The sequence below is a fragment of the Ruminococcus intestinalis genome (genome assembly GCF_014288065.1).
GTDB classification, from domain to species: domain Bacteria; phylum Bacillota; class Clostridia; order Oscillospirales; family Acutalibacteraceae; genus Ruminococcoides; species Ruminococcoides intestinale_A.
Map to the genome: position 1 here is coordinate 507,930 of NZ_JACOPS010000002.1, position 16,514 is coordinate 524,443.

Annotated in this window: 15 protein-coding genes; 10 read left to right on the forward strand and 5 right to left on the reverse strand. The window is 34.6% G+C overall.

Features of this window, described 5'->3' with window-relative positions; translation table 11 throughout:
* Positions 1–3: 3 nt before the first annotated feature.
* Positions 4–1,767 carry a hypothetical protein gene (locus H8R91_RS06720; protein ID WP_186935365.1) on the forward strand — a complete coding sequence of 588 codons (1,764 nt, stop codon included), beginning with the start codon at positions 4–6 and terminating at the stop codon, positions 1,765–1,767.
* Positions 1,757–2,605 (forward strand): ATP-binding cassette domain-containing protein, encoded by an 849-nt coding sequence (locus H8R91_RS06725; protein ID WP_207722738.1) that lies wholly within the window; start codon positions 1,757–1,759, stop codon positions 2,603–2,605. Before H8R91_RS06720 ends, H8R91_RS06725 begins: the two co-directional genes overlap by 11 nt.
* Before the next feature lie 700 nt (positions 2,606–3,305).
* Here the strand turns inward: H8R91_RS06725 and H8R91_RS12285 are convergent.
* The gene (locus tag H8R91_RS12285) at positions 3,306–3,437 is read right to left on the reverse strand and encodes a hypothetical protein (RefSeq protein WP_279287572.1); all 132 of its coding nucleotides are present in this window, start codon (positions 3,435–3,437) and stop codon (positions 3,306–3,308) included.
* 142 nt (positions 3,438–3,579) lie between these two features.
* Between H8R91_RS12285 and H8R91_RS06730 the strand changes: the two genes are divergently transcribed.
* The 3 genes from H8R91_RS06730 (at position 3,580) to H8R91_RS06735 (ending at position 5,855) form a co-directional block, all read left to right on the forward strand.
* Positions 3,580–3,981: a hypothetical protein gene (locus H8R91_RS06730; protein ID WP_186935366.1), complete on the forward strand. Its 402-nt coding sequence runs from the start codon at positions 3,580–3,582 to the stop codon at positions 3,979–3,981.
* 3 nt (positions 3,982–3,984) lie between these two features.
* Entirely contained in the window at positions 3,985–4,788 is an 804-nt protein-coding gene (gene mobP3, locus H8R91_RS12100; RefSeq protein WP_243237754.1) for a MobP3 family relaxase, read from the forward strand.
* Between the two features lie 71 nt (positions 4,789–4,859).
* Positions 4,860–5,855, forward strand: a complete 996-nt coding sequence (locus tag H8R91_RS06735) for a tyrosine-type recombinase/integrase (RefSeq protein WP_243237778.1) — start codon at positions 4,860–4,862, stop codon at positions 5,853–5,855.
* On the opposite strand, the gene H8R91_RS06740 is transcribed toward H8R91_RS06735, so the two are convergent.
* From H8R91_RS06740 to H8R91_RS06755, 4 genes are all read right to left on the reverse strand, one after another.
* A complete protein-coding gene (locus tag H8R91_RS06740) occupies positions 5,850–6,506 on the reverse strand; it encodes an NUDIX hydrolase (RefSeq protein WP_186935368.1) in 657 nt (218 codons plus the stop codon). The two genes, H8R91_RS06735 and H8R91_RS06740, sit on opposite strands and share 6 nt — an antisense overlap.
* Complete coding sequence (locus H8R91_RS06745; RefSeq protein WP_186935369.1) at positions 6,484–7,839, reverse strand: hypothetical protein; 1,356 nt, start codon at positions 7,837–7,839, stop codon at positions 6,484–6,486. Before H8R91_RS06745 ends, H8R91_RS06740 begins: the two co-directional genes overlap by 23 nt.
* A 373-nt stretch (positions 7,840–8,212) precedes the next feature.
* The gene (locus H8R91_RS06750; RefSeq protein ID WP_243237756.1) at positions 8,213–8,932 is read right to left on the reverse strand and encodes a Fic/DOC family protein; all 720 of its coding nucleotides are present in this window, start codon (positions 8,930–8,932) and stop codon (positions 8,213–8,215) included.
* A 633-nt stretch (positions 8,933–9,565) separates the two neighbouring features.
* Entirely contained in the window at positions 9,566–10,663 is a 1,098-nt protein-coding gene (locus tag H8R91_RS06755) for a transposase (RefSeq protein ID WP_186935371.1), read from the reverse strand.
* A gap of 341 nt (positions 10,664–11,004) precedes the next feature.
* Between H8R91_RS06755 and H8R91_RS12105 the strand changes: the two genes are divergently transcribed.
* From H8R91_RS12105 to H8R91_RS06775, 5 genes are all read left to right on the forward strand, one after another.
* Positions 11,005–11,424: an ATP-binding cassette domain-containing protein gene (locus H8R91_RS12105; protein WP_279287573.1), complete on the forward strand. Its 420-nt coding sequence runs from the start codon at positions 11,005–11,007 to the stop codon at positions 11,422–11,424.
* The gene (locus H8R91_RS12110) at positions 11,421–11,882 is read left to right on the forward strand and encodes a P-loop NTPase family protein (RefSeq protein WP_243237779.1); all 462 of its coding nucleotides are present in this window, start codon (positions 11,421–11,423) and stop codon (positions 11,880–11,882) included. Before H8R91_RS12105 ends, H8R91_RS12110 begins: the two co-directional genes overlap by 4 nt.
* Positions 11,883–12,016: 134 nt before the next feature.
* On the forward strand, positions 12,017–12,517 hold the full coding sequence (locus H8R91_RS06765; RefSeq protein WP_186935372.1) for a hypothetical protein: 501 nt from the start codon (positions 12,017–12,019) through the stop codon (positions 12,515–12,517).
* 336 nt (positions 12,518–12,853) lie between these two features.
* Entirely contained in the window at positions 12,854–13,486 is a 633-nt protein-coding gene (locus tag H8R91_RS06770; protein ID WP_186935373.1) for a hypothetical protein, read from the forward strand.
* 13 nt (positions 13,487–13,499) lie between these two features.
* The coding region (locus tag H8R91_RS06775; RefSeq protein ID WP_279287574.1) for a calcium-binding protein at positions 13,500–16,514 on the forward strand (3,015 nt) is incomplete at its 3' end.

The window sequence follows — 16,514 nt, forward strand, 5'->3', positions numbered from 1 at the left end:
AAAATGATAAAACAAAATTTAAAATTGTTTTTTAAAACTAAAATAATATTTATTCCGGTTATCATACTGTTAGTATGTTTTTTGGGGAATCTTGTATATAGTTGTTATAGCTTTTCACTCAATAATGATGTATTAATATATTTAAAGAATTCTATAAAATTATGCTTACTATCATTTGTAATATTATGTTTTACATCATATGAATTCTTTTACCTATATAAGCGTTGTTATATAGATGAAGCATTGTATTCACACAAAAATGGTAAGACTAGGATTTTAACAAGTACTGTAACAGTTTTGTTGTTTATTCCGGCTTTAGAGTTCTTTAGCGCATTTGTATTTAATTTTGTTATATTTTTGTCATCCGGAATGAATGACTACAGTTATTTGTATCATATATTTTCAGTTTTATTTTTATATGTTTTTCTGGGTGGAATAATCCCGATTTTACTTGGCGTTTTTTTTGCTCAAAAGACGAAAAGGATTGTTTCATATGCTCTTATGGCGCTTATAATTTTCCTTGTGTCAAGTACATCTGACTTTATTCCGGGGGGTTTAAGCCAGGTTACCAAAATTAATTTTTGGGAAGCAAAATATTTTCTTGCATATATTCTGCCAAATGATTTAGAGTGGTACATAAACCATGATTACGGTATGTATGCTGAAATTTATAGATGGAATTTAATTATTTTCTGGATTTCTCTACTGTCATTTTTGTTTTTCAAACTTTGTCAAATAAAGAAAACCGCATTAAAAGCTGTTTTACTGTCATTAACACTATTAATTTCAACATTTAATCTGGTTGGCTACTTTTATGGCGGAAGCCATATTGAAAAGGGAGCTCAGCTTGACAGTATTTCAATGTCAGATTATTTGTTTTATACTGAAAATGAGCAAAAGAACCAAGATCCGGATTTTGAAGTTACATCATACGATATGGATTTAAGCATTTACAGACAATTAGATGCCGAAGTATCAATGACTTTATCTGATACAGGTTTAGAGTATTACAATTTTACATTGTACCATGGATACAATGTTTTAAAGATAACTGATATTGAAGGAAATGCTTTAAAATATAATCGTGAAGGAGATTATGTTACTGTAATAGGGAACGGAAACCTGCAACTTATAAGCATAAAGTACAGCGGTTATTCACCTATATTATACAGTAATTATCAGGCGTGTTCTCTGCCCGGCTTTTTTGCATATTACCCTATTCCCGGATTTCACAAAATTACGGGTGATTATACCACATATAATCCGATTGAGATAAAATCCGGAACAGAATTTAATATTCGAGTTGATTCAGCAAGGCAGTTTTATTCAAATCTTGATGAGGTAAAGAATGAGAAAAATTGTTTTGTCGGGGTTACAAGCTATCCTACGCTTTTTAGTGGATTTTATAAATCAAATTCGTCTGATATTTATAAGATTTATGCAATTACTGTAAAGGGGTGGGGATTGAGCGAAATAGATGAAGAATATATAGACGAAATTCAGAAATACATTAATGAGTTGGATAACAATAGCAGCAATAAATTAAATCTCAAAGAATATACTATTATTCAGATAAATGAAATGCTTTCTTCTAATTGTATTTATGATGGAATATTTTTAGGAGATGATACAGTTTTTATTAATAAAGCAACTGATGAGGAAACAAAGAAGCAAGTTGCTGAAATACTTCTTGCTCAAAGAGATATGGGCTATTCTAAATATGTAGAAAAAGCCGTGGTTGACTCCGAAAGTATAAATGATAATTAACAAGGAAGAAGGTATAATTGTGCTGATTTTGAAGAACTGCACCAAGTCTTTTAAGAAAACAAAAGCTTTAAATGATTTTTCCTGCGAATTTAAGCACGGTATTTATGGCTTGCTTGGGCCAAACGGTTCCGGCAAAACTACTATGATGAGATGTATATGCGGTTTGCTTTCTCCCGAAAAGGGAAGCATTGAGTGCGATTGTGAAAATATAGGATATTTGCCTCAGCAGTTTGGTGCTATGAAGTCATTGACTGTATATGAAACTATGAGATATTTTGCCACATTAAAGAAAATACCTAAGTCAAATCAAGACAATGAAATCAGATATTGCATTGATTTGGTCAACCTAAGTGATAAAATTAAAAACAAAGTGGGTTCGCTGTCAGGAGGTATGGTTCGACGATTGGGAATAGCCCAAGCTATAATGGGAAATCCTGAAATTGTTTTGTTTGATGAACCGACTGCAGGTCTTGATCCTGAGGAGAGAGTAAGATTTAAATCTCTTTTAAGGAAAATAAAAAATGATAAAACTATTATTATTTCTACTCACATTGTTTCGGACGTAAAATCAATATGTGATGAGATTGTTATAATTAATGAGGGAAGAAATGTTGTTCAGGGAACTTGCAGCGATATTACTTCTATCGGAAATGAAAAAGTTTTTCTTTTAGACGAAGAATATGAAAATAATTTAGAGGGAAATTATTATGTTAAAGACAGAATCAGTAAGGATAATAAAAATTATATAATCGTTCTCTCAAGTAATTTTATTGAGCAGGGAGTGAGTATTAACGCTGATATAGAGGATGGATATTTATGTGCCTTAAAAGATATATAAACCGCCTTTCATTAATACAATTAACACTTAAAGGAATGGGAATTCTCTATATTGTACCTGTTGTTTTTTTATTTCTTGTACTTCCTTTTTTAACATATTTGGATTTTGCTAAAGGATATTCACCCGAACAATGTTATTTTTCAACATACATAATGTTACAAATTTTTTGCCCATTTTTTGCTGTATGGTGGACTTTATTTGGTTTCAGAGAGTATGTAGAGGGCAGGATCAGAGAACTATTGCTTGTTTATAAAAAAAGTCTTATAGTTGAACTTTTTCTTGTGTTTGTTTTTTATTTCCTGCATATATGTGTATTGCTTGGCTTATATTGTATAATACTAAATTTTAATTATTTCAATTATATTTTTATATTTTTTGTTCAGGCATTTGCTTTTTTTAGTATTAGTTTTTCAATATCTATAATTTTAAAAAATATAGCAATTCCTTTTATTATCAGTGTGTGTTACGAAATATTTTGCATGACTGCCAATATTGACTTTCTTAAGTTTATTAATATGCTTTCATCTGATATTCCAAGCAGCACCATGGACATAATATGTCCATATATTTTTATATTGATAAGTAGTATATTTGTTTTTGTGTTATCAAATTCTTGTTTCAAACGTTTGTAATATTTTTATAATTATATAATACCTGATTATACATATCCAAAATCTGCATAGCAGTAAACAAAGAAAAGTTACTTCCGTATATTGGCATAATACTGTGCAAATTCGACCTCGCCTGCAACCGCCTTATCCCTCAAACTTGACGCAAACCGTGACCATTTCTCAAATTCGGAAATGGTCATTTTCTTATGCTTACCCAACAATCAAACAACCTCCTTTTAGAAAAAACTATGAAAAGCAGGTTAAAGTGGGGCGTCTCCCCACGGCGTCACATTAGACGGCAGAGCCGACTGTTATGGGGTTTTACAGTATGTCAAAAATCAGAAATTGAGGAGTCTATCAAAAATGAGCGAAAACAAGAAAAAATATGCCTATTGGATGAAACCTTCAATGGTTGAAGAGATTACAGAAATGCTTGATACAGCAAATGCAACTTCAAAAAGTGATTTTGTCTGTCAGGCTGTTCAGTTTTACATCGGTTATCTTCATCAGAAAAAATGTATTGATTATCTTTCGCCAATCCTTGCTCAGACCATTAAAAGTGAAATTGAAAGTGTTGAGAAAAATATTTCTGAGATGCTGTTCAAGGTGGCTGTAGAACAAGCAAAACTAAGTAATGTTATATCAGCAACAAATCAGATTGATAAAGTTTCATTGTCGGCACTGAATAATCTCTGTGCAGAAGAAGTCGCAAGGAACAATGGCATTATAACTTTTGAAGATGCGTACAAATTCCAACGAGGTTAATAAATGCCTAAAATAATTTTTACAAGTCGGTACATTAAAAATCCTGCATCATCAAATGCAGGTAAGCTGATAAAATATATGGGCACTCGTGAGAGTGTCGAGAAACTACCGAATGGTATTAATAACTCTCCTGCTACCAAGAGACAAAATGATTTAATATGTACTGCACTTAAAACCGTTCCTGAAGCTTGGGATTATCCCGAGATGAAGTCTTATCTTGAAAATAAGACAAAGTCTAACGCAACAGAATTCCTCAACGAATTTCTTGAACGCAACGCAGACAGGATAGGCGGTGTTAAAAAGTTAGTTTCATATTATGCCGAAAGACCGGGTGTTGAGAAGTTAGGTAAACACGGATTGTTTTCTCAAACTGATGAGAAAATAAATCTTGATGAGGTAGCGGATGAAGTTTCAAGTCACAACGGAATTGTGTGGACTCATGTGATAAGTCTTAAAAGAGAAGATGCCGAAAGACTTGGCTACAATAACGCAAATGCTTGGAAAAGTTTAATCAGAAGAAATGCTCTTGAGATTGCCAAAGCTCATAAAATAGAGCCAAGCGACTTGCAATGGTACGGAGCATTTCATAATACAACACATCATCCTATTCAGACTCATTTATGGTATGTTATTGTACTTGAAAAGGAGCTGATATTATGTCAACAAGGAAATTACTTACTAACGGCAATGCTTTCAAAAGGACGGATAACCGTTGGGGCGGTGTTGTTTGGTATATGGATGAGCAAGGCGAACGGAAAAGGAAGAGCTTTTCAGGTACGACAAAAGCCGAAGTCAACAAGAAAATGACGGAATATATTGCGGTGTTCAACGACTCAATAATTGAGTCGCAGGAAACAAAGAAAAGGCTGAAAGACAGTATGCAGAACTGGCTTGAGGTGTTTAAGTTTCCGTCTGTTGAACGCACCACCTACGACAGATACGAATGTACGGCGAAAAATCAAATCTATCCGTATATCGGCGATAAAGTAGTTGGGGACATTAAATCGGCAAATATCAAAAAGCTACTCAACGATAAGATGAACGAGGGATATGCCTACACTACGGTTAAGAAAGTTCATAATGTCCTGAATGAATATTTCCGCTATCTTACCCAACAGGAATATATTGACAGAAATCCAATGATAAGTGCTCCGATGATAAAAAAGAGCAACTTTATGGCGGCGCAGGACAAAGAAAATCTTCCGACGAGCGAAACCATAACGGTATTCACGCCGGAAGAAATTAAAATATTCAAAGATGAAGCGTTCAGCACATTTTCAAACGGCAAGAGAAAATATCAGCAAGCCGCCGCATATATACTTATGCTAAATACCGGCTTGATAACAGGAGAGGTGCTCGGACTCCTTAACAGCGACATTGACCTTGAAAACAGGGTTATGCACCTTAACAGAGGTGTCAAGGAAATATCAAAACGTGATGGAGTTACAGCAGAAAAAGGGCGAGAAGTAAAAGTCGGCAAGCTGAAAAGTGCCACGAGCAAGCGAGATGTTCCGCTGAACGATACGGCAATCGAAATGATACTCGACCTTAGAAAAGAATTCTATTTAGGAGATAACTCACCCCTGATACCCGATGAAAACGGCAATTTCACCCGGCCTGTAAATTTCCGCAAACGCTATTACAGAATCCTTAAAGCCGCAGGCATAGAAACCAAAGGCTTGCACTCACTCCGCCACACCTTTGCTACAAACCTTGTAAACGGCATAAAGCAACCTGACGGTTCAATTAAATCTCTGACTCCAAGACAGGTTGCAGATTTGCTCGGTCACACCACATCAGAGATTACAGAAATGTATTATGTAAAAAGAGATTTAACAAAGCTGAATGGCATAACGGATGGGTTTGAATTATAAATGATTATATTTAAAATTCTTTTGTGCAATATATAAGCTAAAGGCAGAAAGAGTATAGCCATCATTAATTTTTTCAGAATTAATTAATGAAACTAATTCTTCAGTATTTGTAATTTTAATATTGTTGATACCCTCATAGTTATACATTAATTTTGGTTTTGTGATTTTGCAAAGACAAATATTTACTTTTTCACCGCACAATCCGCTATCTGCAATTACCTTACCTATCACGGAGCATGATAATACATTAACTCCCAATTCCTCACGCAACTCCTTAATGGCATTTTCGTTAATAGAGAGATTGGGTTCTCCAAAACCTCGCGGGAAACAAAGCTGATAATCTCTCATAGAATGTCTAAATTGGTTTAGTAATACAAATTTACCCTGATATATAGGAATTGTTACAACAGCATTGTCAGAATTTTGTTTAATTATTCTTTCGTAAGCAAAATAACTATTGCCATCACTTACTAAATCTTTAACCAATAAATGATATGTACTCTCATATAATAATCCAAGGTCACATTTGTTCTGATTTTCATATTTAATAAGAATGCTTTTGTTTGTGATTATTTTCAATTTTCCTTGAGTAAAAGACTGTGGTCGAGTATGTACTAAATTAAGATATTTATCTATTGTTGTTAGCGACATATACTTTTGGGACCTCCTTATCATAGTATTTGTGTTTTACAATATTGTTGCAATTTCTCATGTCAAACCTTTGTTTTTTATCAAAAAATAACTCAATTAAGTTTGAAACCTTCAAGAAATATCCAACAGCATCGCTAAAAATTATCGCAATAATATCAAGTATGATTCCCGAAATACTCACATAACCATTAAATGTATCAAGTGTTGCATCAATTACTTGTCCTGAAAAATAAAGTATTGACAATGTCAGCAGCCATACAACAAAGTAACGGGTTTTCCGTGCTGTTCTATATTCTTTAATGTTTTCTTGCCAAGAACTATTACTGTTGTTATTGAAATTCTCATTTTTGATAATACGAATTGCACTTTCCCAGTATTCTCTCTGAGTATCAGTAAATTCATACAATTCATCTTTTTGTTTAGATAAAAAATATTGATGATTGTTTAACTGATAGTTATTTAGTATTTGGTTATATCTTTTTAAAAAATACTTCTCTTTATCTTCTGTATCATCAATTGAAATAATAGTAGAAATACTGCTTTCAACAGCCAAGTTATAACAAGTATTTATTACTGCTTCAACCTCTTGTAGCCCCTTAATATTCTTATTGTGTTCTTTTATCCATTTAGAGCGTGATTGTTCTTGGTATGAGATTTTTTCCTTTAACGCAGATAATTCTTTATATACATCTAAATCTGTACTTTTCAAAGCCGAACAAGCTATATCAACACATTCAGTAAATTTAGTAATTTTTTCAGTTTTTTCATCTATGTAACTAATATTACCTAAACTTATCCTAACTAAAAATTCAGCATAGTTTTTTAGCAGTAGGATATCGTTTTCGGAAATATCTATTTCATTCGATAAACTTTTAGAACCCAGTTCTTTACAAAGATAATTTAAGTCGTTATAGATAAGTGTTTCTTTTAATATCGTTAATATGATTATCTTTTGTTTATTATTTTCTATGTTTAGGCAGTTAATAGCAGAAAAAATAAAATCGTTATTTTCAGATAATTCTAAGGATTTGATTTGTTTGTCTATTTGTTGCATTATATATCTGACAGCAGATGAAATAATTATGTCTTTAGATTTATATTTTGATACTACAATTCTTCCACATTCAAAAAGATTTATCAAAACCTCTTTCATTACATTATCATTCAAAAATGATATAATGAAATTTGAGTCAGCCAGTTGGTTAAAGGATAGTACAACAATATCTCCATTTAAAACTATGTTTTCATATAATGTTTTATCTAAAGCATATTTAATTTCTTCTTGACTATTGCAAACAGAATCCAAATCGCTTAAATATACATATCTATTCAAATAAAAAGCCTCCATTAAAGTGTTAATATTGATAAATTTGAAAATACAATATAAAAGATTATTGATGCTATTTTGATGATGTAGCAGACGGAAACGTTGGAATTATTAGCGCCGGTTGAACATTTTGATGCCTGAAATGAGTGTCAAAAGCGGAAATTCAGACCGTGCTCCGTACATAAAAACATATCAAAAAACGGCTTAAATGCAGTGTTTAAGCCGTTTTTTGATGGCAGGGGCAGAAGGACTTGAACCCTCGGCACGCGGTTTTGGAGCGACTGTTGAAAGCTCAAAACCGCATAGATAAGCCACTTTTTAAGCCAAATTCATAACATCAAAATTACATTTTTGTGGTTTTGATGCTTTTTTGATGCTATTAAAAATTTTCTGCCATTAAACAAAGAAAAACGATTTTATTATCCTCAATATATTCATGCGGTGTAGGTTTGTAATCTCCGGTATAATATTTTTCGTATTTTGATGATTTTTCTTCTGTAATGATATTTGCATCATTGGATTCTTTAATCAGCTCAGCACAAATTGCATCGAGCAGTATTTTTTCGAGATGTTCAAATTCTGAATGCTCGCCAAAACAGCAGAGGACAAAGGCGTTGCGTACATATCCAGCACTTTTAGCCATAAGCTCATAATCAAAGTAATAGCCATAGCTTTCAACAAACATTGCAATAGGGAATACGGTTATTCTTGTGTTGCCTTCTCTGAATGGGTGAGTCTGCCATATAGCAGAAAAAAGATGTGCTACACTATGTGCAAACTCTTCCCGTGTCAGATTACTCCAATTAACTGCGGCTATTTTCTTCCAGACTGTACGCAAATCTTTATCTATTTTTTCCCGGTAGGAGTACCAAACACTTTTACCGGCAAGAATTTCTTCCTTTTTTTGAATATTAATAATTCTGTACTGTCCTGCCCAATCATACACATCACCGAATAGTGCTTTGTGTAACTTACAAACTCCTTCAGGCGAGAAATCTGAAAATTCGCTGTTGTAGAGCAGGGCCATTTTTGTGCTTGCCATAACTGATTTAGCCTTATCAAGAGCACTTTCGTCAGTAATTCGAAGTTTGTTTTTCAAAACCTTGCTGCTATCTTGAAGATAAATATCGTAGTTACTCATATCAAACATTTGCGCATATAGAAAGCATAGCAGAAGTCAACTGCTCATCAGTGATTTTGCCTTCAATGCACATTAAAAAACATCTTCAGTTTGTTCAGGAATAGGAACGCTTTCAATGCTGTTAATAGCCTTTGCTATTTTAACGGCTCTAAGGCGTTTTTCTTTATCTTTATCAAGCATTGAAATACCTCCTTCTCTTAAATTTATTGTACTCAAAATTGCGTAATTAGTCAAGAAATTATAATATCAATTCAAATACATACTTTTAATAGATATGGCGTTTCTGATACTTACCTAGTGTATTAGCTCAATTAGATATTTTGTTTTTTGAGATAAAAATTATTTGAATTTAATATTCAGCCAGTTATAGTTTACAGAAGAAATTTTAATAATTTCTTAATTCTGCATAGATAAATATGTTATTGTATTGAAAAAATGATTATTTTTTGTTAAAATTTTAGTGATGAGCAAAACGCAGGAGTTTAAAACGAAATATATAGCATATGGGATAAAAAGCAAACACAAGTGCACAGAAAAGCAAGCCTTGAACAAAATGTTCAAAACTTACCTTAAAATATTGAGTTTTTCGAGCTAAGCAATTCTTTTAGCAGATTTTAAGCAACGAACAGAATAATTCGATTTAGTGATGAAAGCAGCATAAGCAACGGCAAGCAAAGCAATATGAGCAATGGTATTGAGATTTTTTGCAGCATTTTCACTGTGACCCCAAAGCCGTTCCTGACCGGTCTGTTTGAAACGAGCATTGTATCGTTCGGCTTCGGTTCTGAGAGAATAAATTTTCTTAAAAGAAATACAGTCACGGTCAATGGAAAGTCTGTAATCATCGTGAACGGTAATGTATTTTGTGCATCCTCTATGTTTTTTACCATTGTTCCAGTTTTTATGATTGCAGGGGCAACAACCGGATTTTGAATTTCTAAAGGGACAGCAGTATTTTTGCCTGATTCTTCCCTCACTGCGACACTTTCCGTCCTTGTTCATAGCTAAACCGGCTTCACAGATAGGATGACCTGATGAAAGCTTTTTAGGGTTTTTGGTGTTTCTTTTGTTGAGAGGAATAACGCAATCACCTTCGTAAACATCCTTGACGGTATTGTAAATAGCTTTTACATCGTAAGCCTTATCGGCAATAAAAGTACATTCATTAACAGGTAAAAAACTATTGGTTTGGCTTAGAATATCAAGGGCAACTGTGCTGTCTGAGACATCGGCAGTAGTGGTAAGCTCAAAAATTGGTAAGCCTGTAATGCAGTCAACCGGCACATGGTTCTTGTAACCCCAGTAGAATTCACATTTTTTCTCATTATGCTGATTAGAAGCAGTATGAACGCCCAGGGCGCAGTCTTTGTCTGACTTTGGCTGGTTATCGGGATTGAATTTATCTTTCTTAAAGAATTTTGGATTGTTCTGAGAAGTATTAGCCATAATCGGGGTAGAATCAAGAACGATAAAAGAAGTGTCAATAACACCGAGTTCATACAGCTTTTTAACCTGAGAATGCATAAGATTTTGCAATAAATCGTTATCAAGACTGTTTATGAAACGATCTAAAGTCCAATAGGACGGTAACGGTTTCATAATATTAAAACCGCAATAGTGCGCAATCAAAAGATTATTTTGGAGATAATCCAGAAGGTCTGTAACGCAGGAAAAACACTCACATTTCATAACGATAGCCGCACGAAGTTTAGCTTGATTTGAAAGCCTTTGCGACCTATATTTGCATTAAATTCCGAAAATTCTGATAAATCCAAATGTAAAAACAAATCGGAATAGAAATTTGCTTTCGGTTGTGAAGTGAAAAGTGTAATATCCTGTAAAATTTCTTGGCGATAGATAACAGCCAACCCCTTTCGTTGGTTTGTTGCAATTTAATTATACGATATTTGGTTGGCTGTTTCTATATTTTGTAGTGATAAAATTAAAAAACGCCCTGCAAAAATCCAGTGTTTATCACACTTTTGGAGTTTTGCTCAGGGCTAATATAAAGATAAAGCGGAGGTGTTATTATGCACACTCTTGAAATAAAAAACATAAACAAAACCTACAAAAAGGGAACGGTTAAGGCGCTTGATGATTTTTCCGTCACTCTTACTCCCGGTGTCTACGGCTTGCTCGGACCGAACGGCGCAGGCAAATCAACACTTATGAATATTATCACTGATAATCTGAATTCGGATAAAGGTGAAGTGTTGTATGACGGAGAAAGCATTAAAAAGCTCTGCAAGGATTATCGTTCCGTGCTCGGCTATATGCCCCAACAGCAAGGTTTATATGATGATTTCACGCTGAACAGATTTTTGTGGTATATGGCGGCATTAAAGGGATTGAATAAGAAGGAGGCAAAGGAAAAAATAGCCTCACTTCTTGATACGGTAAATCTTACTGATGCAGCACATAAAAACTCGGTGGATTTTCAGGTGGTATGAAGCAAAGAGCCCTGATAGCACAGGCGCTTTTGAATGACCCGAGAATTTTAATTCTTGACGAGCCGACGGCAGGACTTGACCCGAAGGAGAGAATAAGAATCCGTAACTTCATAAGCGAAATTGCGGAGAATAAAATTGTGCTTATTTCAACCCACGTTGTATCGGATATTGAGTTTATCGCAAAGGAAATTATTTTGCTCAAAAACGGAAAGCTTGTTTCTCACGATACCTGCAATAATCTTATCAAAGAGATTGAAAACAAGGTATATGAAATTGAAATCGGCAAGGACGACTCGAAATATTTTCAGGAAAATTATAGAGTTTCAAATCTGTATCACAGCGATGATAAAATCATCGTACGCACAGTAACCGACAATCCGCCCGAGGGCTATTCCATGTCCCCTGTCAATCCAACGCTTGAGGATTTGTACTTATACGTCTTTGAAAGCGGAGAATAGTATAGGAGAAGCATTATGAAATGGGAAAATTTATTCTGTGAAAAACGTCAATGTAAACCGAGCACCAGTACCGATACAGATATGCGCAATGAATTTCAACGTGACTACCATAGAATTATAGGAAGTGCTTCATTTTGAAGATTACAGGATATCACGATATCTTTTTTGACTCGGTCGACATACACAAACGAGCAAGGAAAATCAATGATTATGGTTCGGTAACATTTGTTTATTCAGTAGATGTATTAGATGAACTTGAAAACTATGATATATGTGTTACAAGAGATAATCCTATTCGCTGGGAGAAAGACATGACTTATAATGAACGATATTTTACATATTACGAAGAGTTAAATTCTAACTTTGTTAAAGGCAATTTTATGCAGCATATTACTGTAAGAAATATTAGAGAAGCCCTTTCTTTTAAGTATCTAACTAAAATTATCGTAGATTATCCCGGTGAAAGTCTGGAAAAGTATTTTAATCCTGCGTATTGTGCGTTTGAAAATGCTTTAAAAGATAACGGAATCAATGTGCCTATTGTAATCAGAAAATGTCCAAGCGAATGCAACTGTCAAGAACAATATAATAATTATAAGGAAGGATTTGTATATTATAGATTCAAAACTGAATAAAAAGCTAATTTCAATTTGAAAGTTATTACTAACTTTTCGGAGGTTTTGTCAGGATTTACTATAGCCGATTGCATATATTCAAAATCTGCATAACTATAAACAAAGAATAGGTAAGTAATCTTTCGCAAATATATTGAATGTAAACTTTAATCTGATTTATGTAACTGTTTTGCCGTTATGCGGAGTTGACCAAAACATTGCTACATAATAGAATATAATAGTAAAAACATACATATAGGATTGGCTTATTTTGACATTTTTCTGCATTATGTTAATTGTAATCACAACAGCGTTATGTTAAAATATGTAAAATGATACAAATGGAGGTTTATTATTATGAAAATAAGAACAATTATAATTACAGCGGTACTTACTTTATCTATGGCTGCGGGCATGGCAGGATGTGCAGGCGGAAACGGCTCTGTTTCAGATACAAGTTCAGTTTCTCAGGTTTCGCAGGAAAACGGTTCGGGGTATTCAGATGACAATGACACCAAGGTTTTACAGATGCTTGATAAAGTCACGCTCAACGGAAAACCAATGAAGATACCTTATAAACAAAGCGATTTGCCGGAAGGGTTTTCGTTTGATGATGATGTGTCAGTATATGAAAAAGACGGCAATACATATGCATACGGTACTTTATTGTTAAATGGTAAAAAAGTTTCAAGCATGAATATAAGTAATTATAAGGAAAACATCACTCCCGATGAAATTGTTGCGTCCTCTTTAGATTATACTTTTTTAAAAGAAGATTATGCCGGTCTGGTCGAAATTGACGGTATAAGCGGAAAAAGTAAAAGGGGGGAAATACTGAGCAAATTCGGAGAGCCTTCGAGAATAGAAACTTTTGATGACGGAAGCGGAGTATTATATTACGGAATGGACAGCAATGATAATACATATATAGATTTCTGGTATAATGAGGACAGTACAATCAACACAATATCCATTGTAAATGAAATATGATATGGAGGAAAAAATGAGCAACGGATTTTCTTTTGATACAACCAAATTTGTTTTAGATGAAGTAAAAAAAGAGGCTTTAAAAACTGCAATGGAGGAGCTTGTTGAGCAGAAGGTTGCCAACGCAATTACATTAAACTCCGGAGTTGATGTTCAGGAACTGATTATAGAAATAATAAAGGCTACTGCCGCCACCGTATTTGATAATACGATATTAAGCGATAAAAACTGTGAAACTATATTTTTGTGGGTAAAAGGTTATGCTCCGATTTTTGATTTTGATGCTCCTGAATTAGATATACACGGGTTAACAAACGGTGAAAAATTAGTAACTGCTGTTGACATTGCGGCAAATGCTGCTTCGTTAACTGCTAAATGTAACGATTTAAAGGAATGCAGTGATTCTGAATATTTTAAGAAAGTTAAAGATATTACCAACGCTTTCTTAGAGTTTGCCGAATCAATGGCTGTAGCTATACCCTTGGTAGGAGATTACATAGGCTTTGTAATAGAATGCGTCTCAAACGCTTTTGAATCACAGTATGATTATATTGTTCAGGACAAAACCCGAACAGATACAGCTATTGCAGAATTAGCACTGCTTGAGGGCGGTGACAAATGTTCTTTATTTTATCTGCTTTCACAGACCAACTTATTGCTTGACAAAAATGCTATGGTTATGTTCGGCTTGAAAAAAATGAATATTGACCGCGCGAGCCTTATGCTTAATACCTGTTCAGAAGACTTATCATATGAAGAATGGCTGGATTTTATTGATAAAAAATATAATCTCATTACTGACGCAGACGAATTAAGAAAATACTGTAAAACAGAATTGGAGAAACAAGGATATAACTTTAACGGAATGACAGTTGAAGAAATAGGAGAAAAGCTCAGAACAGGCGATGGATTTGAAATAAAATCCGCCGACGCTATAGTAAATTACGCAATAAATACATATTTATCGGTTAGTTCTGCGCAAAGGCTCCGTGTTGACCCGCTTATAATAGATTTAGACAAAAACGGCTTTGAATTGACCGATGTTGAAAACGGCGTGCATTTTGATATGGACAGAAACGGTATTGACGAAAAAACAGGCTGGATAACCGGAGCCGACGCTTTTCTCGCTCTTGACCGCAACGGCGACGGAATAATAAACGACAGCGGCGAGCTGTTCGGCGACAGAACATACCTGAAAAACGGAAATTATGCAAATTCAGGTTTTCAGGCTCTGGCTGAATATGACGATGACCTCAACGGAATCATCAACGCTCATGACGAGGTTTATAACCGGCTTCTTTTGTGGCAGGACAAAAACAATGACGGCATTTCTACAGAGGACGAGCTTATGTCACTGAGCAACGCCGGAATTTCCGCAATCAATCTCGGCTATGAAAGCGTAAACTCAACCGATGAAGAATCCGGCTCGCTTCTCGCAAACATTTCAAGTGTTGTTTTTGACGACGGCTCAGAAACGGCTGTCGGTGAATTCAAATTCAATTTAAATAAAATAGATACCGCAGACAACATTAAAATTGATATCAGCGATGAAATCAAAAATCTTCCGGATGTCCGTGCAGTAGGCAATGTTCATTCTTTGCACTACGAAATGGCTATGGACTCAAGCGGAACGCTTACAAGTCTTGTAAAACAATTTACAGAAAGCACAAATTTTGCGGATAGAAAAAGTATTCTCACTGATATTCTGTATTTCATTTGTGATGCATCCGATATTGCCCCCTCAAGCAGAGGCTCTTATATTGATGCAAGACAGGTTGCGGTTATAGAAAAAATGACCGCTGAGGATTTTTATTCCGTTCAGACAGGAAGCAATGTAAACAGTGCGGCGGCAGTTGTACTCAAGAAGGCATATGAAGACTTGTTTAATGCTTATTATATTGATCTTATTTATGACGGAATCAAAGAATCTCTGAATTTTATTAATGTTAATACTGACGAAAACGGAAATACGACCTATGACATAAGTTTTTTTAGTTCATATGCGAATTTTCAGCTCAATTATGGCATAATTACGGAAACACAGCTCGCAGATATAGCTACTTTTTTATCGTTTAACAATAAAAGCGCTTTTCTTGATTTTAAGGAGTATTTCCAAAATATAAATCCGAGCTACGCAAATACTATAATAGATTTTTCCACCGGTATTGTCGGTACGGATGACAATGATACTTTATCTGCATCAACCGAAAACAATCTTGTTTTTGGAAAGGGCGGCAACGATACAATTTCCGGCTCTGGCGGAAATGATATTCTTGACGGCGGTGAAGGTAATGATTATCTTTACGGCGGCTACGGTGATGATACTTACATTTTCAACAAAGGCTACGGCACTGATGTAATCAATGATTATAACGGTCTTGATACGGTTAAATTCGGCGAAGGCATCAGTCCTGAGGATATTGCCTTCGTTAAAAACGGTAATAACCTTGAGATTTGCATCAAAGGCACTGACGATAAGGTTATCATCCAATATTATTTTAATAATGATAACTATTCCAACTTCAGATATTCCTTTTCTGACGGCACTACCTGGGTTAAGGAAGATATTACCGCTATGCTCAGGGTAGTAAAGGGTACAGACAGCAATGACAGTCTTAATGCAATATACAACAATTCCGAATTGTACGGTTACGGCGGCAACGATACTATTTCCGGCTCTGGTGGAAACGATATTATTGACGGTGGCGAAGGTGATGATTATCTTTACGGAGGATACGGAAATGATATTCTTGACGGCGGCAAAGGTAATGATTATCTTTACGGCGGTGAAGGTGATGATACTTACATTTTCAACAAAGGCTACGGCACTGATGTAATCAATGATTATAACGGTCTTGATACGGTTAAATTCGGCGAAGGCATCAGTCCTGAGGATATTGCCTTCGTTAAAAACGGTAATAACCTTGAGATTTGCATCAAAGGCACTGACGATAAGGTTATCATCCAATATTATTTTAATAATGATAACTATTCCAACTTCAGATATTCCTTTTCTGACGGCACTACCTGG